General features: G+C 66.7%; 10 protein-coding genes, 2 tRNA genes and 1 pseudogene. 8 read left to right on the top strand and 5 right to left on the bottom strand.

The genetic code is table 11. From position 1 onward, the window contains the following. Window positions 1-31: 31 nt before the first annotated feature. Window positions 32-1,201, bottom strand: coding sequence for a glycoside hydrolase family 27 protein (locus BTZ20_RS16440; protein WP_077042103.1), 1,170 nt, complete (start codon window positions 1,199-1,201; stop codon window positions 32-34). A gap of 915 nt (window positions 1,202-2,116) precedes the next feature. On the opposite strand from BTZ20_RS16440, the gene BTZ20_RS16435 reads away from it, so the two are divergent. Together BTZ20_RS16435 and BTZ20_RS16430 are read left to right on the top strand one after the other, a co-directional pair. Continuing rightward, window positions 2,117-4,165 (top strand): membrane dipeptidase, encoded by a 2,049-nt coding sequence (locus BTZ20_RS16435; protein WP_223263365.1) that lies wholly within the window; start codon window positions 2,117-2,119, stop codon window positions 4,163-4,165. A gap of 319 nt (window positions 4,166-4,484) precedes the next feature. After that, a complete protein-coding gene (locus BTZ20_RS16430) occupies window positions 4,485-6,782 on the top strand; it encodes an ATP-binding protein (RefSeq protein ID WP_145982311.1) in 2,298 nt (765 codons plus the stop codon). A 258-nt stretch (window positions 6,783-7,040) separates the two neighbouring features. Here the strand turns inward: BTZ20_RS16430 and BTZ20_RS16425 are convergent. Further along, a tRNA-Gly gene (locus tag BTZ20_RS16425) sits at window positions 7,041-7,114 on the bottom strand. 200 nt (window positions 7,115-7,314) lie between these two features. Between BTZ20_RS16425 and BTZ20_RS16420 the strand changes: the two genes are divergently transcribed. The 6 genes from BTZ20_RS16420 (at window position 7,315) to aroQ (ending at window position 12,414) form a co-directional block, all read left to right on the top strand. After that, window positions 7,315-7,391, top strand: a tRNA-Pro gene (locus BTZ20_RS16420). 78 nt (window positions 7,392-7,469) lie between these two features. Then, window positions 7,470-8,825 (top strand): trigger factor, encoded by a 1,356-nt coding sequence (gene tig, locus BTZ20_RS16415; RefSeq protein ID WP_077043770.1) that lies wholly within the window; start codon window positions 7,470-7,472, stop codon window positions 8,823-8,825. A gap of 91 nt (window positions 8,826-8,916) precedes the next feature. Next, the gene (locus BTZ20_RS16410; protein WP_257017433.1) at window positions 8,917-9,561 is read left to right on the top strand and encodes an ATP-dependent Clp protease proteolytic subunit; all 645 of its coding nucleotides are present in this window, start codon (window positions 8,917-8,919) and stop codon (window positions 9,559-9,561) included. A gap of 46 nt (window positions 9,562-9,607) precedes the next feature. After that, a complete protein-coding gene (locus tag BTZ20_RS16405) occupies window positions 9,608-10,270 on the top strand; it encodes an ATP-dependent Clp protease proteolytic subunit (protein WP_027499880.1) in 663 nt (220 codons plus the stop codon). 310 nt (window positions 10,271-10,580) lie between these two features. Then, the gene (clpX, locus tag BTZ20_RS16400) at window positions 10,581-11,861 is read left to right on the top strand and encodes an ATP-dependent Clp protease ATP-binding subunit ClpX (protein ID WP_077042099.1); all 1,281 of its coding nucleotides are present in this window, start codon (window positions 10,581-10,583) and stop codon (window positions 11,859-11,861) included. 88 nt (window positions 11,862-11,949) lie between these two features. Beyond that, a complete protein-coding gene (gene aroQ / locus BTZ20_RS16395; protein ID WP_077042098.1) occupies window positions 11,950-12,414 on the top strand; it encodes a type II 3-dehydroquinate dehydratase in 465 nt (154 codons plus the stop codon). Here aroQ and BTZ20_RS16390 read toward each other — a convergent pair. The 3 genes and pseudogenes from BTZ20_RS16390 to BTZ20_RS16380 all read right to left on the bottom strand — a co-directional run bounded on the left by BTZ20_RS16390 (window position 12,394) and on the right by BTZ20_RS16380 (window position 15,148). Further along, window positions 12,394-12,798, bottom strand: coding sequence for a DUF302 domain-containing protein (locus BTZ20_RS16390; protein ID WP_077042097.1), 405 nt, complete (start codon window positions 12,796-12,798; stop codon window positions 12,394-12,396). The genes aroQ and BTZ20_RS16390 overlap by 21 nt on opposite strands. 28 nt (window positions 12,799-12,826) lie before the next feature. Then, a complete protein-coding gene (locus BTZ20_RS16385; RefSeq protein WP_077042096.1) occupies window positions 12,827-13,057 on the bottom strand; it encodes a DUF2892 domain-containing protein in 231 nt (76 codons plus the stop codon). A 19-nt stretch (window positions 13,058-13,076) separates the two neighbouring features. Continuing rightward, window positions 13,077-15,148: pseudogene (locus tag BTZ20_RS16380) on the bottom strand (MMPL family transporter). Window positions 15,149-15,242: the final 94 nt, after the last annotated feature.

Below are 15,242 nucleotides of genomic sequence, written 5' to 3'. Positions count from 1 at the left end.
GGTCCCTTCGGATGACAGTGTGCCCACGTCATCAGGACGGGGAACGAACCAGCACCATCTCACGAGACCGTAGCGGCCACAGCATTTTTCGATCGTGGACTGGTTGCCCGGTCCAGACATCGACGCTCTCGGCGGTGAGCGGGCACAACACCTGCCCACCGGACAGCACAAGCGCGTCGTCGCGGACCTGGACCGCGATCTCGCGCCTGCCCCGGTTGAGCACGCCGTACGCCACCGCGCCACTCAGCTCGCGGCGCCACACCTCGACGCGCCCGAACCGCGCGACCCGCTCGCCCTGCCTGCCGAGCGCGTCCTGGGAGACCGCCAGCACCCCGGCGTGGGTGAGCAGCAGGCGCGTCGGCTCGGTCATCGTGCGCAGGTCGTTTCCGGCAAACAGCGGCGCCGCCAGCATCGCCCAGAGCATGAAGTGGCTGCGGGACTCCACCTCGCCGAGTCCGGGGTTGCCCACCTCGAGCATGTCGGGGTCGTTCCAGCCGCCGGGACCGGCGTACCGGGCCAGGCCGTGCTGACGGTCGGCGAGCCGCAGCACCGAGCGCCAGCTCGGACCGATGTCCGGGGTGGTGCGCCACAGGTGCCCGTACTCTCCCGCCCACTCCCACGGCCGGGCATGGCCGTACTCGGAGATGCTGTAGACGATCGGCCTTCCGGTGTTGGCGAGGGCAGCGGCCATCCGCTCGAAGGCCCCTCGGTAGTCGAGACCGGTGCCACCGCGACCGGCCCGGCACCAGTCGTACTTGAGGTAGTCGACGCCCCATCCTGCGAGGGTGTCCGCGTCCAGCTGCTCGTACCCGAAGGAACCGATGTCGCGTGCCGGGTAGCGGTCGTAGATCATCGCGCATGTCTTGCGCCCGGGCGCCAGGTAGAGGCCGAACTTCAGTCCGCGGGCGTGGATCTGCTCGCCGAGGGCGGCCATCCCGCTCGGAAACCGGGCGGGATGCGAGCGCAGCCTCCCATCGTCGCCGCGGGCGAACGCCTGCCAGCAGTCGTCGACCACCAGGTATCGGTACCCGGCGTCGCGCATCCCGCTCTCGACCATGGCGTCCGCGGTCGCCAGGACGACCTCCTCGGTCAGGTCGTAGCACCGGAACCGGTTCCAGCTGTTCCAGCCCATCGGCGGGGTGGGTGCGAGTGCGGGGTCCTTGCCCGGGACCAGACCTCCGACGGCGTTACCAGCACTCACGCCAGACTCCTTGGCACATAAGGACTTCCAAACCTCGGACCTTTCAGGACTTCGATCGACTCAGAGGATAGGGCCTCCCGCGCACGCAGGGTCGCCCTAATTTGACTCAGTTCGCGGCGGCGAGTTCGTCGGCGCCACGTAGCTGCACACGATCTCCTTGACGGAACGCCGCTTGCGTCCGGCCATGATTTCCATCGTCCTTCCGAGCCCCACCAGGAGATACGGACTCTAGACGAAGTGGACTCAACGACAGGGGACGCGCCAACGGAAACTCATGTTGGCGACACCCCTCGCGGCGCGAAACCAGTTGCTAGCAACGAACTTCCCCTCCGTGCCAGCCCATAGTTGCACATCGCCGACCGCAGGTTTGGATTTCTGGAATACCGTGTGACCATTCAATGTGGATTCACATTGTTGACTAGGAGTTTACCGCGACTTGGGTGATTGATCCCATATAGCGGTCCAGGTGCTATGCATCAACAAATTTACAACGGAATCCAGAATAGTCGCGGTGGAATTCATTGTAAATCCACCCCGGGCTGGGTTTCGGCCGCAGCCCCACCGAACCCGAATCATCCGCGGGCCACACGACTGCCCTCCACCAGGCAAGATAGACCCCAATGCTTGGAACCCGACCACCACGCACGGACGGACTCCACGTCATGCGCAATTGACCAACTAGGGTGACTGTCCTCGGCTACACATCGTGGGATGACTACCGCAAACCGGTCCGACTGGGGCCCGATCGACAATCCCGCGGGACATCGATCGCAACGATTCGGAATTTTCCCTTGACGGCGTGCCGGCGGGCGATAAAGCTGCCCGCTTGCACATCTCGCTGATCAGGAGTTCACAAACGACATGACACACCACGGCACACGCCTTCGTCGTCTCACCCGGGTGCTCTGTGCCGCAATGGCATTGACCATCGGGGGCCCGGGGATCGCGGCCTCACAGGCCGCCCCCGCACCGGCCCCGATCAACGGCGACCCCGTGTTCGGGCTCGCGAACGGCTGCTACGCGGTCAAGTCCGAGCAGTCCGGCAAGTTCGTGCGCCGCGACGGTGCGGGATACCGGGTCGACGGTGCGGACCTCGGCGGGGCCGAGCGGTTCCGGACGCACGCGGCGCAACTCGGCCGGTTCATGTTCTACGGCCTGGGCGGTGCGATGCTCGCCCACGACGACGGCCGCGGCGTCGTGCACACCCCCGACTTCACCCCCGCCACCGACTGGACGCTGACTCACTCCGATGGCGGCTACTCGATCGTCGCGACCTCCAACGGGGACCAGCTCGCCGTCGACGGTACCGGCCTGCGGCTGACCGAGCCCGGCACCAACCCGGCGGGCGGACGGTTCACCGTCGTCCCGACGTCGGGTTGCGCCGACTTCCCCGACGCCGAGGTCAACGCCACCGGAACCCCGCTATCCGGCACCGGCCCCAACGGCGAGGTGCGCGGGTTCATCGACGCGCATGTCCACCTCAACTCCAACCTGTTCATCGGCGGCCAGGTGCACTGCGGCACCCCCTTCGACCCGCAGGGCGTTGCGGTCGCGCTCCGTGACTGCCCCGACCCCGGCACCAGCAGGATGTCGGCGCTTCTCGAGAGCATCCTCTCGGGCGGCTCACCGCTCGCCGAGCACGACACCACCGGCTGGCCCACCTTCGAGAACTGGCCCGCCCACGACTCGCTCACCCACGAGCAGACCTACTACAAGTGGATCGAACGGGCATGGCGCGGCGGACTGCGCATGTTCAACGACCTGCTGGTCAACAACCGGGTGCTCTGCGAGCTGTACCCGTACAAGAACCGCTCCTGCAACGACATGGACACCCTCCGCGCGCAGGCCGAGCAGGTCCACGAGATGCAGGACTACGTCGACGCCCAGTACGGCGGCCCCGGCCGAGGCTGGTTCCGGATCGTCAGCAACCCAGAGGACGTTCGCAAGGTGATCGGCGAGGGCAAGCTGGCGGTGACGATCGGCATCGAGACCTCCGAGCCGTTCGGCTGCGGGATCCGCAACGACGTGCCGCAGTGCACCGAAGCCGACATCGATCGGGGCCTGGACGAGGTATATGCGCTGGGTGTGCGGCAGATGTACGTCACCCACAAATTCGACAACGCCTTCGGTGGCACCCGGTTCGACGGCGGCACCACGGGCGTCGCAGTGAACGTGGGCAACTTCCTCGGAACCGGCAGGTTCTGGCAGACCGAACCGTGCAAGGGTCCCGAGCACGACATGCCGCTGGAGCCGGTCAGTGACGGAGCCTCCGAGGTGCTCGCCGCACTGCCGCCCGGGGTAACACTGCCGGTGTACCCGTCTGGGCCGATGTGCAACACCCGCGGCCTGACGAAGCTCGGCGAGCACATGGTCCGCGGCATGATGGCGCGCGGCATGATCGTCGACATCGACCACATGAGCGCCAAGACCGCCGAGGACACCCTGCGCATCCTCGAGCAGGCGAAGTACTCCGGCGTGGTCTCCACCCACAGCTGGACCGACTCGCTGAACCACAAGCGGATCTACGCGCTCGGCGGCTTCGTCGCCGGCTACGCGTCTGGACTGGCCAGTTCCTCGGACCAAGGCCATGACCATGACCACGGGAACTTCATCGCCGACTGGCGGCAAGCCCGAGCCGACCGCAGCGACAAGTACTACTTCGGATACGGCTTCGGAGCCGACACCGGCGGGTTCGCGCCACAGGCCCCGCCCCGCGAGGACGCCGACACCAAGCCACTGGTCTACCCGTACACCACCTTCGACGGCGGCACCGTGATGGACCGGCAACGCACCGGCGAGCGGGTCTACGACCTGAACAAGGACGGCGTCGCACACTACGGGCTGATTCCCGACTGGATCGCCGACATGCGGAACGCGGCCGGGGACGACGGCGATCAGATCATCGAGGACATGAGCCGCGGCGCCGAGGCCTACCTGCAGATGTGGGAGCGGGTCGCCAAGTAGGCGACCCGAACGGCGGCCGCTGGTCCATGCGAGCGCTCGAAAACCCACACCTGTGAAACCAACTGCGAACGGCCGAGTATCCCGGCGCCGGACCCTCGTTCACGGCGTCGGGATGCTCGACCTCGCCCCGCAGCGGATATGTACCCCAAGATCAGCGACGGGTTTACGAACAATTGCGAAGAATCTTGACCAGGATCGAGACCGCGTCTGGTCACCATGGATTCGCAGCGACGGCCGGCCGACCCGCAGCATCTCCTTGACCGGTGGTCGATAATTGGTGAGTGCTCGTCAATTTGGTTTCTGCCGAAACGGGTCTCCGGTGAGCGTGGCAACTCTGCCGATGGAGCTGACCAGCTTCGTCGGCCGCAAAGCCGAACTGTCCGAGGTGCGCAGAGCCCTGTCGGTCTCTCGTCTGGTGACGTTGTCCGGCATCGGAGGGGTCGGAAAAACCAGGCTCGCCCTCAGTGCGGCCGAGGCGGAGCGAAGGGCCTATCCCGATGGGGTGTGGCTGACCGAACTCGGCGACCTGCGCGATCCAACGTTGGTGGTCGAGCTGGTCGCCGCCGGCGTCGGGGTGCAGAACCGCTCGGCCCGCCCCCTGCGCGAGGTGCTCGTCGAGGTCCTGTACCCGAGCACGGGACTGCTGGTGCTCGATAACTGCGAACAGCTCATCGAGGCCGTGACCGAGCTCGCCAAGACGCTGTTGACCACCTGCCCGAAGCTCCACATCCTCGCCACCAGCAGGGAACCACTCAACATCGGCGGCGAATCCGTGATTCGGGTCTCCCCCCTGACGACACCACCGGCCCACCACCCGCTCCCGCTTCGGAAGTCGACTCACTTCGACGCCGTGTCACTGTTCACCGAACGAGCTTCGTTCGTGCTCCCGGATTTCGAGCTCACCGGCGACAATGTCAACACCGTCGCACAGATCTGCGCCCGGCTGGAGGGGCTACCGCTGGCGATCGAGCTGGCGGCGGCGCGGCTGAAAGTGCTCTCACCCGAGCAGATTCTCCAGCGGCTCACCGACCGGTACACCCTGCTGACCCGCGGCCACAGGAACGCTCCGACCAGGCAGCAGACCCTGCAAATGTGCATCGGCTGGAGTTACGACCTCTGCACACCCGCCGAACAACAACTGTGGGCTCGGCTGTCGGTGTTCGCGGGCAGTCTCGACCTCGAGGCAGCCGAGGCCGTGTGCGCCGATGACGAGGCCGACCAGGACCTGGTCGATACCTTGGCCTCTCTGGTGGACAAGTCGATCCTGATCCGTGAGCAATCGAGGGGTGGGGTCCGCTTCCGATTGCTGGACACCGTACGGGACTTCGGCCGCGACAAACTCGACCACACCGGCCAGCGACTGGCCCTGCGCCGGCGACATCACGACTGGTACCTGCAGTTGGCGCTCGACGCCGACGACGCGTGGATGAGTCCGAACCAGCTCGAGTGGACCGCACGCCTCGCCCGGGACCTGCCGAATCTGCGCGAGGCGCTCGAGTTCAGCCTGTCCGGGTCCGGCGAGAGCGCGCTCCGGATCGCCGCGGCAATGGACCAATTCTGGTTCTCCCGCGGCCTCAGCGAGGGAAGGCGATGGCTCGACCGAGCCCTGGAACGGACATCCGACGAATCCTCCGCGGCGCGAGCCGAGGCGTTGGATGCCGTCGCCATGCTCGCCGCGACACAAGGTGACGTGGAGGTCGCGACTGCTCGAGTCGAGGAAGGTCGCACTCTCGATGCGCGGCGGGAAAACCCACGCTTGTATGTCGACGGTGTGATCACCGATGCGCTCGTCACCCTCCACCGCGGTGAGGTCGATCGAGATCTGGCACCCCTGGAAGAGACACTCGAGATCTCGCGGGCGCACGGGGACGTCAGGCGGCTCGTCGAGGGGTTGTTGGTACTCGGTCTGGCTCACCAAGCACGCGGTCAGATCCCGGAGGCTGTCTCCTGCCACGAACAGGTGCTAGCTATCACGCGGGCGCACGGTGAGTCGGTGTATCGGTCGTATGCGCTGTGGTCGATCGCAATTGCCGCATGGAGTGAGGGAGACACCGATCGCGCGGTGCGATATCTCGAGGAGTCACTTCGGTTGACCCGACTGACGGACGACCCGGTCGCCGCGGTGACCGGCCTGCAGACGCTGGCCTCGATAGCCGGCGAGCAACACGACCCACGACGGGCTGCCGTCCTGATGGGAGCCTCCGACGCGCTTGGCCGTACGGTGGGCACTGTCACCTTGCGCTTCCCCGACCTCATTGCCAATCCGGACGAGTTCACGCGGGAAGTCAGTCGGGCACTCGGTGTGCGAGAGTTCGAGGCCGCCTACCGCGAGGGCGGCGCGTTGGACTTCGGCGGCGCGATCGCCTTTGCCCTGGGCGAGCAATCATCCGAGGAGGCCCCGGCCGTTCGGCGCCTGGCCAGTCTGACCGCACGCGAACGTCAGGCTGCCGATCTGATCGCCGATGGCCTGACCAACAAGGACATTGCCGGCCGACTCGAGATCTCGTCGCGGACGGTGGACGGGCACGTGGAACACATTCTGGCCAAATTGGGGCTCTCCTCGCGCACTGAGATCGCGGTCTTGGTCGTCCAGCACAAGAGAGGTGAGCACATCTGACAGCACCGCGAAGGATGGCCTGCATCACACTCCACGCCACGGATTCCGCGGTCCAACCTCGACCTCATTGCGGAAACAACCCCTCGTAGCCGCCGCGAGAGCACGACTGGGCCCGGTGCGTGTGGGAATCGCGCGGCGACCAGGTCGAGAATCTGCCGAATCCGACCGTTCGGGCGGAGTTGCGATGGAAACGGAGGTCTGACTTCGGCCGTGGTCCCAATAAGTGAACTCAACCGGCCTCAATGGGTGAACACCCTATGGAGGGGATGACGGGAATCGAACCCGCATCATCTGCTTGGAAGGCAGAGGCTTTACCACTAAGCTACATCCCCGTGCACACGACAACTTGGGATCGCCATCGATGTCGTCTGCGTTGAGAGACTGTACCCAACCCAGTTCTGGATTCGCCAATCGGGTGGCCGTGGATCCGCCAAATCGGGTGGCCGGGAATTTCACGAACGGGTGACCCGTAGGATTCACCACGGCGGCAGCCACGCGGATCTTCCGCGCGGTCGTCGTGTCGCGGACCTAACGGGGTGTAGCGCAGCTTGGTAGCGCATCCGCTTTGGGAGCGGAGGGTCGCAGGTTCAAATCCTGTCACCCCGACCAGGGACAACGTCATAACAGCGCGGAACTGAAGATCAGGGCCGCGACGCAACGAGCAAGACCACACGAAGGAGCATGTCCGTGAAGAGCACCGTCGAGCAGCTGAGCCCGACGCGGGTCCGTATCAACGTTGAGGTGCCCTTCGAGGAGCTCAAGCCCGATTTCGACAAGGCGTACAAGGCCCTCGCGCAGCAGATCCGTCTCCCCGGCTTCCGCCCGGGCAAGGCCCCGGCCAAGCTCCTCGAGGCCCGCGTCGGCCGCGGCGCCGTGCTCGAGCAGGTCGTCAACGACACCCTTCCCGGGCGCTACTCGGAGGCCGTGACCACCGCAGGCGTCAAGGCGATCGGCCAGCCGGAGATCGACATCACCAAGATCGAAGACGGTGAGCTGCTCGCGTTCACCGCCGAGGTGGACGTCCGCCCCGAGATCGACCTGCCCGACTACAGCACCCTCGCCGTCACCGTGGACCCCGTCGAGATCACCGACGAGGCCGTGGACGAGCAGCTGCTGTCGCTGCGTCAGCGCTTCGGCACCCTCACCGGTGTCGAGCGCGCCGTCCAGGACGGCGACTTCGTCTCGATCGACCTGTCCGCCGCCATCGACGGCGAGGCCGTCCCTGAGGCGACCGCGTCCGGCCTGTCCCACGAGGTCGGCTCGGGCCAGCTGATCGAGGGTCTCGACGAGGCGATCGTCGGGCTCAAGGCCGGCGAGTCGAAGGACTTCACCACCAAGCTCGTCGCCGGTGAGCACGCCGACAAGGAGGCCGTCGTGACGGTCACCGTCGGCACCGTCAAGGAGCGCGAGCTGCCCGAGGCCGACGACGAGTTCGCCCAGCTGGCGAGCGAGTTCGACACCCTCGACGCGCTCAAGGACGACCTGCGCGAGCGGGTCGGCCGGGTCGCCAAGGTCGAGCAGGCCGGCCAGATCCGCGACAAGGTCCTCGAGACGCTGCTCGAGACCATCGAGGTCCCGCTGCCCGAGACCGTGGTCAAGGCCGAGGTCGACGCGCAGCTGCACGAGGCCGTGCACGGCCTCGACCACGACGAGGAGCAGCTCAACGCTCTCCTCGAGGCGCAGGGCACCAGCCGCGAGCAGTTCGACAAGGACGCCACCGAGGCGGCCGAGAAGTCCGTGAAGACCCAGCTGCTGCTCGACGCGATCGCGGACGAGGCAGGCACCGAGGTCGGCCAGCAGGAGCTGACCGAGCGGATCATCTTCCAGGCCCAGCGGTACGGCATCTCGCCGGATCAGTTCATCCAGCAGGTCCAGCAGGCCGGTCAGCTCGGCGCAGTGTTCGCCGATGTCCGTCGCGGCAAGGCGCTCGCGACCGTCGTCGACCAGGTGACCGTCACGGACACCTCCGGTGCGGCCGTCGACACCGCGGAGCTGTTCGGCAGCCCGGAGTCGGACGAGGCCGAGGCCGCGGACGAGAGCTAGATTTCACGCCAATAGCGAACAGGGACGGCACCGGGACTCCGGGGCCGTCCCTGTTCGTTAGTGTCAGTGTCAAGAATCATCGAATTCAGTTATGGAGAAGGCAGGTACCGTGACTTCACAGAACCCGGGGGCTTCGTTGGGCCCCGCCATGACTTCAGCCACCTCTGGTCTGAATCTCAGCGACTCGGTGTTCGAGCGCCTGCTTCGGGAACGCATCATCTTCCTCGGTACCCAGGTTGACGACGACATCGCGAACAAGCTGTGCGCGCAGATCCTGTTGCTCTCGGCCGAGGATCCGACCAGGGACATCTCCCTCTACATCAACTCGCCCGGCGGCTCGGTCACCGCGGGCATGGCGATCTTCGACACCATGCAGTTCGCCGAGTGCGACATCGCGACGTTCGGCATGGGTCTGGCCGCCTCGATGGGCCAGTTCCTGCTCTCCGCGGGAACCAAGGGCAAGCGTTACGCCCTGCCGCACGCGCGGATCATGATGCACCAGCCGTCCGCAGGCATCGGCGGAACCGCGTCTGACATCGCGATCATGGCCGAGCAGTTCGCGCACACCAAGCGTGAGATGGCTCAGCTCATCGCCGAGCACACGGGCCAGACGGTCGAGCAGATCACCGCGGACTCCGACCGGGACCGCTGGTTCACGGCGACCGAGGCGCTCGAGTACGGCTTCGTCGACCACGTCGTCTCCCGCGCACGGCAGGCCGGCGGCGCGGGCAACTGACCCGCCACCGCCTCCGACCTCCCGTCCACACCATCTTGGAGAACTGATGACCAACCTCTTCGATCCCCGTGCACTCGGCGGCCAGGCACCGGCCGGCGCTCAGTCGCGCTACATCCTGCCTTCCTTCATCGAGCACTCCAGCTACGGAGTCAAGGAGTCGAACCCGTACAACAAGCTGTTCGAGGAGCGCATCATCTTCCTCGGCGTGCAGGTCGACGACGCCTCGGCGAACGACGTGATGGCGCAGCTGCTGGTGCTCGAGTCGCTCGATCCCGATCGCGACATCACCATGTACATCAACTCGCCCGGCGGCTCGTTCACGTCGCTGATGGCGATCTACGACACCATGCAGTACGTCCGGGCCGACATCACCACCGTGTGCCTCGGGCAGGCGGCGTCGGCGGCGGCGGTGCTGCTCGCGGCGGGCACCCCCGGCAAGCGTCTGGCGCTGCCGAACGCGCGCGTGCTGATCCACCAGCCGTCCACCGGCGGCATCCAGGGCCAGGTCTCCGACCTGGAGATCCAGGCCGCCGAGATCGAGCGGATGCGCCGGCTCATGGAGTCGACGCTGAGCAAGCACACCGGCAAGGACGCCGAGGTGATCCGCAAGGACACCGATCGCGACAAGATCCTCACGGCCGCGGAGGCCAAGGAGTACGGGATCATCGACGACGTGCTGGAGTACAGGAAGCTCTCCGCCCAGAAGTAGCGGTCGTCGGCCTCCGGGTCGACAGAAGACGGTCGGGCTCCGCGACACGCCGCGTTCGTTCGGATGTTGCGTGTCGGGGAGCCGACCGGTCAGGCTGGGACCCCCGGTCGGAATCGGGGTGGCACGGTCGTCGGAGTTTCATCTCGGCTGCGCGCCGAGTCGAATCATCGGCAACTGGTCGACCTCGTTCCGAAACTACGGGTACGGTCACATCAGGGGCTTTTGTCCGCCCAGGGATGTGGGTCGCGACGACTCACACGCTCGGGCGGGGATGGTCACCACGCTGAGAAGGAAGTAGGGACCTGACGAGATGGCACGCATCGGTGACGGCGGCGACCTGCTGAAGTGCTCTTTCTGCGGCAAGAGTCAGAAGCAGGTGAAGAAGCTCATCGCGGGACCAGGGGTCTACATCTGCGATGAGTGCATCGACCTGTGCAACGAGATCATCGAGGAAGAGCTGGCCGAGTCGAGCGAGGTCAAGCTCGACGAGCTGCCCAAGCCGGCCGAGATCCGCGACTTCCTCGAGAACTACGTGATCGGTCAGGACGCGGCCAAGCGCACGCTCGCGGTCGCGGTCTACAACCACTACAAGCGCATCCAGGCCGGTGACAAGGGTCGCGACGCCCGCGGCGAGACCGTGGAACTGGCCAAGTCGAACATCTTGATGCTCGGCCCGACCGGCTGTGGCAAGACCTATCTCGCGCAGACGCTGGCGAAGATGCTGAACGTTCCGTTCGCCATCGCCGACGCGACGGCACTCACCGAGGCTGGCTATGTCGGCGAGGATGTCGAGAACATCCTGCTCAAGCTGATCCAGGCCGCGGACTACGACGTCAAGCGCGCTGAGACCGGCATCATCTACATCGACGAGGTCGACAAGATCGCCCGCAAGAGCGAGAACCCGTCGATCACCAGGGACGTGTCCGGCGAGGGTGTGCAGCAGGCTTTGCTGAAAATCCTCGAGGGCACCCAGGCGAGCGTGCCCCCGCAGGGTGGGCGCAAGCATCCGCATCAGGAGTTCATCCAGATCGACACCACCAACGTGTTGTTCATCGTTGCGGGCGCGTTCGCGGGTCTCGAGCGGATCGTCTCCGATCGGGTCGGCAAGCGCGGCATCGGTTTCGGGGCGGAGGTGCGTTCCAAGGCCGAGCTGGACACCCAGGATCACTTCGCCGAGGTGATGCCCGAGGACCTGATCAAGTTCGGCCTGATCCCGGAGTTCATCGGCCGCCTCCCGGTCGTGGCCTCGGTGACCAGCCTGGACAAGGAATCTCTCGTGCAGATCCTGTCCGAGCCGAAGAACGCGCTGGTCAAGCAGTACACGCGGCTGTTCGACATGGACGGGGTGGAACTCGAGTTCTCCCCGGACGCGCTCGAGGCCGTCGCGGATCAGGCGATCCTGCGCGGCACCGGTGCCCGTGGCCTGCGCGCCATCATGGAAGAGGTCCTGCTGCCGGTGATGTACGACATCCCGAGCCGCGACGACGTCGCCAAGGTGGTCGTGACGGCCGAGACGGTCAACGACAACGTGCTGCCGACCATCGTCCCGCGCAAGCCCGAGCGGCCGGAACGTCGCGACAAGTCGGCGTAATTCAACACAGCGACACGGAGAACGGCCGGTGGGATTCCCACCGGCCGTTCTCCGTCTGTCGGGGTCGCCCGCGAGCTAGCGTGACCCTATGGCGACCGCAGGCCCGATCCTCGTGCTCAACGGACCCAACCTGAATCTGCTCGGGCAGCGGGAGCCCGAGGTGTACGGGTTCGCCACCCTCGACGACGTGGAGGCCCTGTGCCGCGTGGTCGCCGCCGAGTACGGCCGTGAGATCGATGCGCGGCAGTCCAATCACGAAGGCGTACTGATCGATTGGATCCACGAGGCCCGCGTGAGGGCTTCGGGTGTGGTGATCAATCCGGGTGGCTATACGCACACCTCGGTGGCGCTGCGCGACGCCATCGCCACGCTCGGGGTGCCCGTGGTGGAGGTACACATCAGCAACATCCACGGGCGCGAGGAGTTCCGGCGCCGGTCCCTCGTGTCGCCGGTCGTCGACGGCGTGGTGTGCGGCCTCGGGCCGGAGGGCTACCGCGTTGCCGTCGACTGGATCTGTCGCCGGCAACGGGGGTCAGGAGGCGTCGCCGACTGAGGCGATCGCGGCCCGCAGGCGGGCGCCCGCCTCCTCGGCCACGGCCTCGAGCGCGGGTTCGCCCGTGACCTGCACCATCAGTTCGGGATTCATCGCCTCCACCGTGATGGTGCCGGCGGTGTCGGGATCGGAGCGAACGATCACGTTGCACGGCAACAGCAATCCGATCTGCCGGTCGATGGTGACCGCGCGGTGCGCCAGCGGCGGGTTGCAGGCACCGAGGATCAGATAGTCCTCCATGTCCACGTCGAGCTTCGTCTTGAGGGTCGCGCGCATGTCGATCTCGGTGAGCACGCCGAAGCCCTGTTCCTGAAGGGCCTTTCGGGTCCTTTCGACCGCATCGGCGAAAGAGGTCCGCAGTGTCGTCGACAGTGCCAGGTTCATGAGTTGTCTCCGTTCCGGATCGGGGTGTTCACGCAGGTTCGCCGAGTCGCCTGAGGCCGAGTCGCTGCATCAGCAGGCTGGCCGGGCACCATCCGACGGTCGCATAGAAGAGCAGGTTCGCGGCGACGAATCCGGTGAGGATCAGCCACCACGACGAGAACGCGAGGGTGAGCGCGACGCTGAGCAGCACCATGGTGCCGGCGAGGAGCGGAACCAGCCGCTCGACCGTCCATCCGTGGTGGCGGGGAAATGTAGCCATGGGGATCTCCTTTCTGGGGTCAGCCGTGCGAGAAGCTGATGTCGGGCAGTACCCTGCGCAGCCAGGCGGGCGACCACCAGGCGGCGTGTCCGGTCAGTCGCAGCAGCACCGGCAGCAGGACCAGGCGGATGAGGACCGCGTCGAGCAGGACGGCGACGCCCAGGATGATGCCCATCTCCTTCGGCGGAAGCGGATCAGCGAGCGCGAAGGTGAAGAACACCGCCACCATCACCGCCGCCGCGGCGGCGATCACCCTGCCCGAGTGCGCTAGGCCGTCCACGTGCGCGACCTTCGGATCGCCGGAGCGCTCGTAGTGTTCCTTCGCGGTGGACAGTAGGAACACCGTGTAGTCCATCGCGATGGCGAAGATCATCGCGAAGAAGAACACCGGTCCCCATCCGTCGAGGAAACCCTGCGGGGTGAAGCCGAGCAGGCCGGCCCCGTGTCCGTCCTGGAAGATCAGCTTGGCGACGCCGAACGCGGCGGCGGTCGAGAGCAGGCTCACCACGGTGCCAAGGACGGCGATCAGCGGGGCCTGCAGCGCGACCAACAGCAGCAGGAAGCCGAGCGCCAGGATGATGCCGACGATCAGCGGCAGGTAGTCGTTCAGCGCCTGCTGCAGGTCCAGGTTCTCGGCCGGTGCGCCGCCGACCAGCGCCTGCTCGGGCAGCTCGGACCGCAGCTGGGTGAGGATCGAGCCCATTGCCTCGTCGGAGGGATCGACGCCCGGTATCGCCTGCAGCATCACGTGGTCGGAGCCGTCGATCGCCGGCTGCGGCGGGGTGACCATCGCGATTCCGTCGACGGCGGCCGCGGCGCCGGCCGTGGCCTCTGCCTCCGATGCAGGGGTGACGATCTGCAGCATTCCTGGCGCGCCCTCGCCCAGTTGTTCCTGGACGAGTTCGTAGCCCTGCCGGACCGGCGCGTCGGCTGGGACCACCTCGATCGACGGCATCGCGACCTTCAGGCCGAGCACCGGGAGGGACAGCGCGATCAGGATCAGGAGCGAGCCGATCGCGAACGGCCACGGGTGTTTGTGCAGCAGGTTGCCCCACGCGGCGAAGCGGGGGAGCGGTGCTGCTGCCGCTTGGCGTACGGGAGCGAGCCTGCGTTGACCTTGGTGCCGAGCTTGCCGAGCACCGCGGGGAGCAGGGTCAGCGTGGCCGCGAGGACGAAGGTGACGGCGAGCATGATGCCGACGGCCATCGTCCGGACCGCGGGCGCCGGGACCAGCAGCACCGCGGACAGGCTCACGAGCACGGTCAGTCCCGAGAGGACGACGGCCTTGCCCGCGGTGTCCATCGTCTCGGCGACCGCCGCGCGAGGGTCGCCGCTCTTGCTCAGCGCATCCCGGAACCGTGACACGATGAACAACGCGTAGTCGATGCCGAGCGCGAGGGCAAACATCATCGCGAAGTTCATGGCCCACACCGAGATCGGCGTGACCGTGTTGAGCAGGACCAGCCCGCCCGCGGAGGCGATCAGGCCCGCCATGGTCAGCAGCAGCGGCAGTCCCGCCGCGACCAGCGACCCGAACGCGAGCACCATGATCGCGAGCGTCACCGGCCAGGAGAGCATCTCCGCCTGGATCATCGCGTCGTGATTGGCCTTGTTGAAGTCGCTCCACAGCGCTGACGCGCCGGTGGGGTACACCTCGATCTCATCCGTGGACAGTGCGCCCAGTTCGCCCTTGAGTTCGTCGACGGTCTTGACCATGTCGTCGGTGCCCGCGTTCGCGCCCGCGATCAGGATGCCGGTGTGCCCGTCCTGGCTGATGGTCATGCCGGGCTGCGGGGCGATGATCTCGCCGAACCGCTGATCGTCGGCGAACACCGCGGTGGCGTCGGCGAGGACCTGCTGCACCTGCGGATCGGCGACCGCGAGCGTGTCCGAGTGCACGACGACCTGCACCGCGGCGGAGGAGTTCCCGCCGAAGTGCTCCTGCGCGAGCTCGCGGACCTGCACGGATTCCGAGCCGTTGGCCTGCCAGCCGGCGCCTGCGAGCGAGGTGAACACCGACGGCGCTGCGGCGCCGAGCGCCACCAGGGCGATCAGCCAGATGCCGAACACCCACCGCGCCCGTCCGACCATCGCCGCGCCCAGTCGGCCGAGGAATCCCCCGCCGACGCGGTCGGCGGCTGGGCGTCGCCATCCGCTCTCAGCGCCCGGGTTTTGTCCACCTCGG

It is taken from the genome of Rhodococcus sp. MTM3W5.2 (assembly GCF_001984015.1).
GTDB classification, from domain to species: Bacteria; Actinomycetota; Actinomycetes; order Mycobacteriales; family Mycobacteriaceae; genus Rhodococcus_G; species Rhodococcus_G oryzae.
This window is presented reverse-complemented; position numbering and strand designations above follow the sequence as displayed.

What these genes read in the sequence shown, in the direction of transcription:
- clpX (WP_077042099.1), top strand. Translation starts at nt 10,581, where the DNA reads ATGGCACGCATCGGTGACGGCGGCGACCTGCTGAAGTGCTCTTTCTGC.
- BTZ20_RS16385 (WP_077042096.1), bottom strand. Translation starts at nt 13,057, where the DNA reads ATGGCTACATTTCCCCGCCACCACGGATGGACGGTCGAGCGGCTGGTT.
- BTZ20_RS16390 (WP_077042097.1), bottom strand. Translation starts at nt 12,798, where the DNA reads ATGAACCTGGCACTGTCGACGACACTGCGGACCTCTTTCGCCGATGCG.
- aroQ (WP_077042098.1), top strand. Translation starts at nt 11,950, where the DNA reads ATGGCGACCGCAGGCCCGATCCTCGTGCTCAACGGACCCAACCTGAAT.
- BTZ20_RS16405 (WP_027499880.1), top strand. Translation starts at nt 9,608, where the DNA reads ATGACCAACCTCTTCGATCCCCGTGCACTCGGCGGCCAGGCACCGGCC.
- BTZ20_RS16410 (WP_257017433.1), top strand. Translation starts at nt 8,917, where the DNA reads ATGGAGAAGGCAGGTACCGTGACTTCACAGAACCCGGGGGCTTCGTTG.
- BTZ20_RS16435 (WP_223263365.1), top strand. Translation starts at nt 2,117, where the DNA reads ATGGCATTGACCATCGGGGGCCCGGGGATCGCGGCCTCACAGGCCGCC.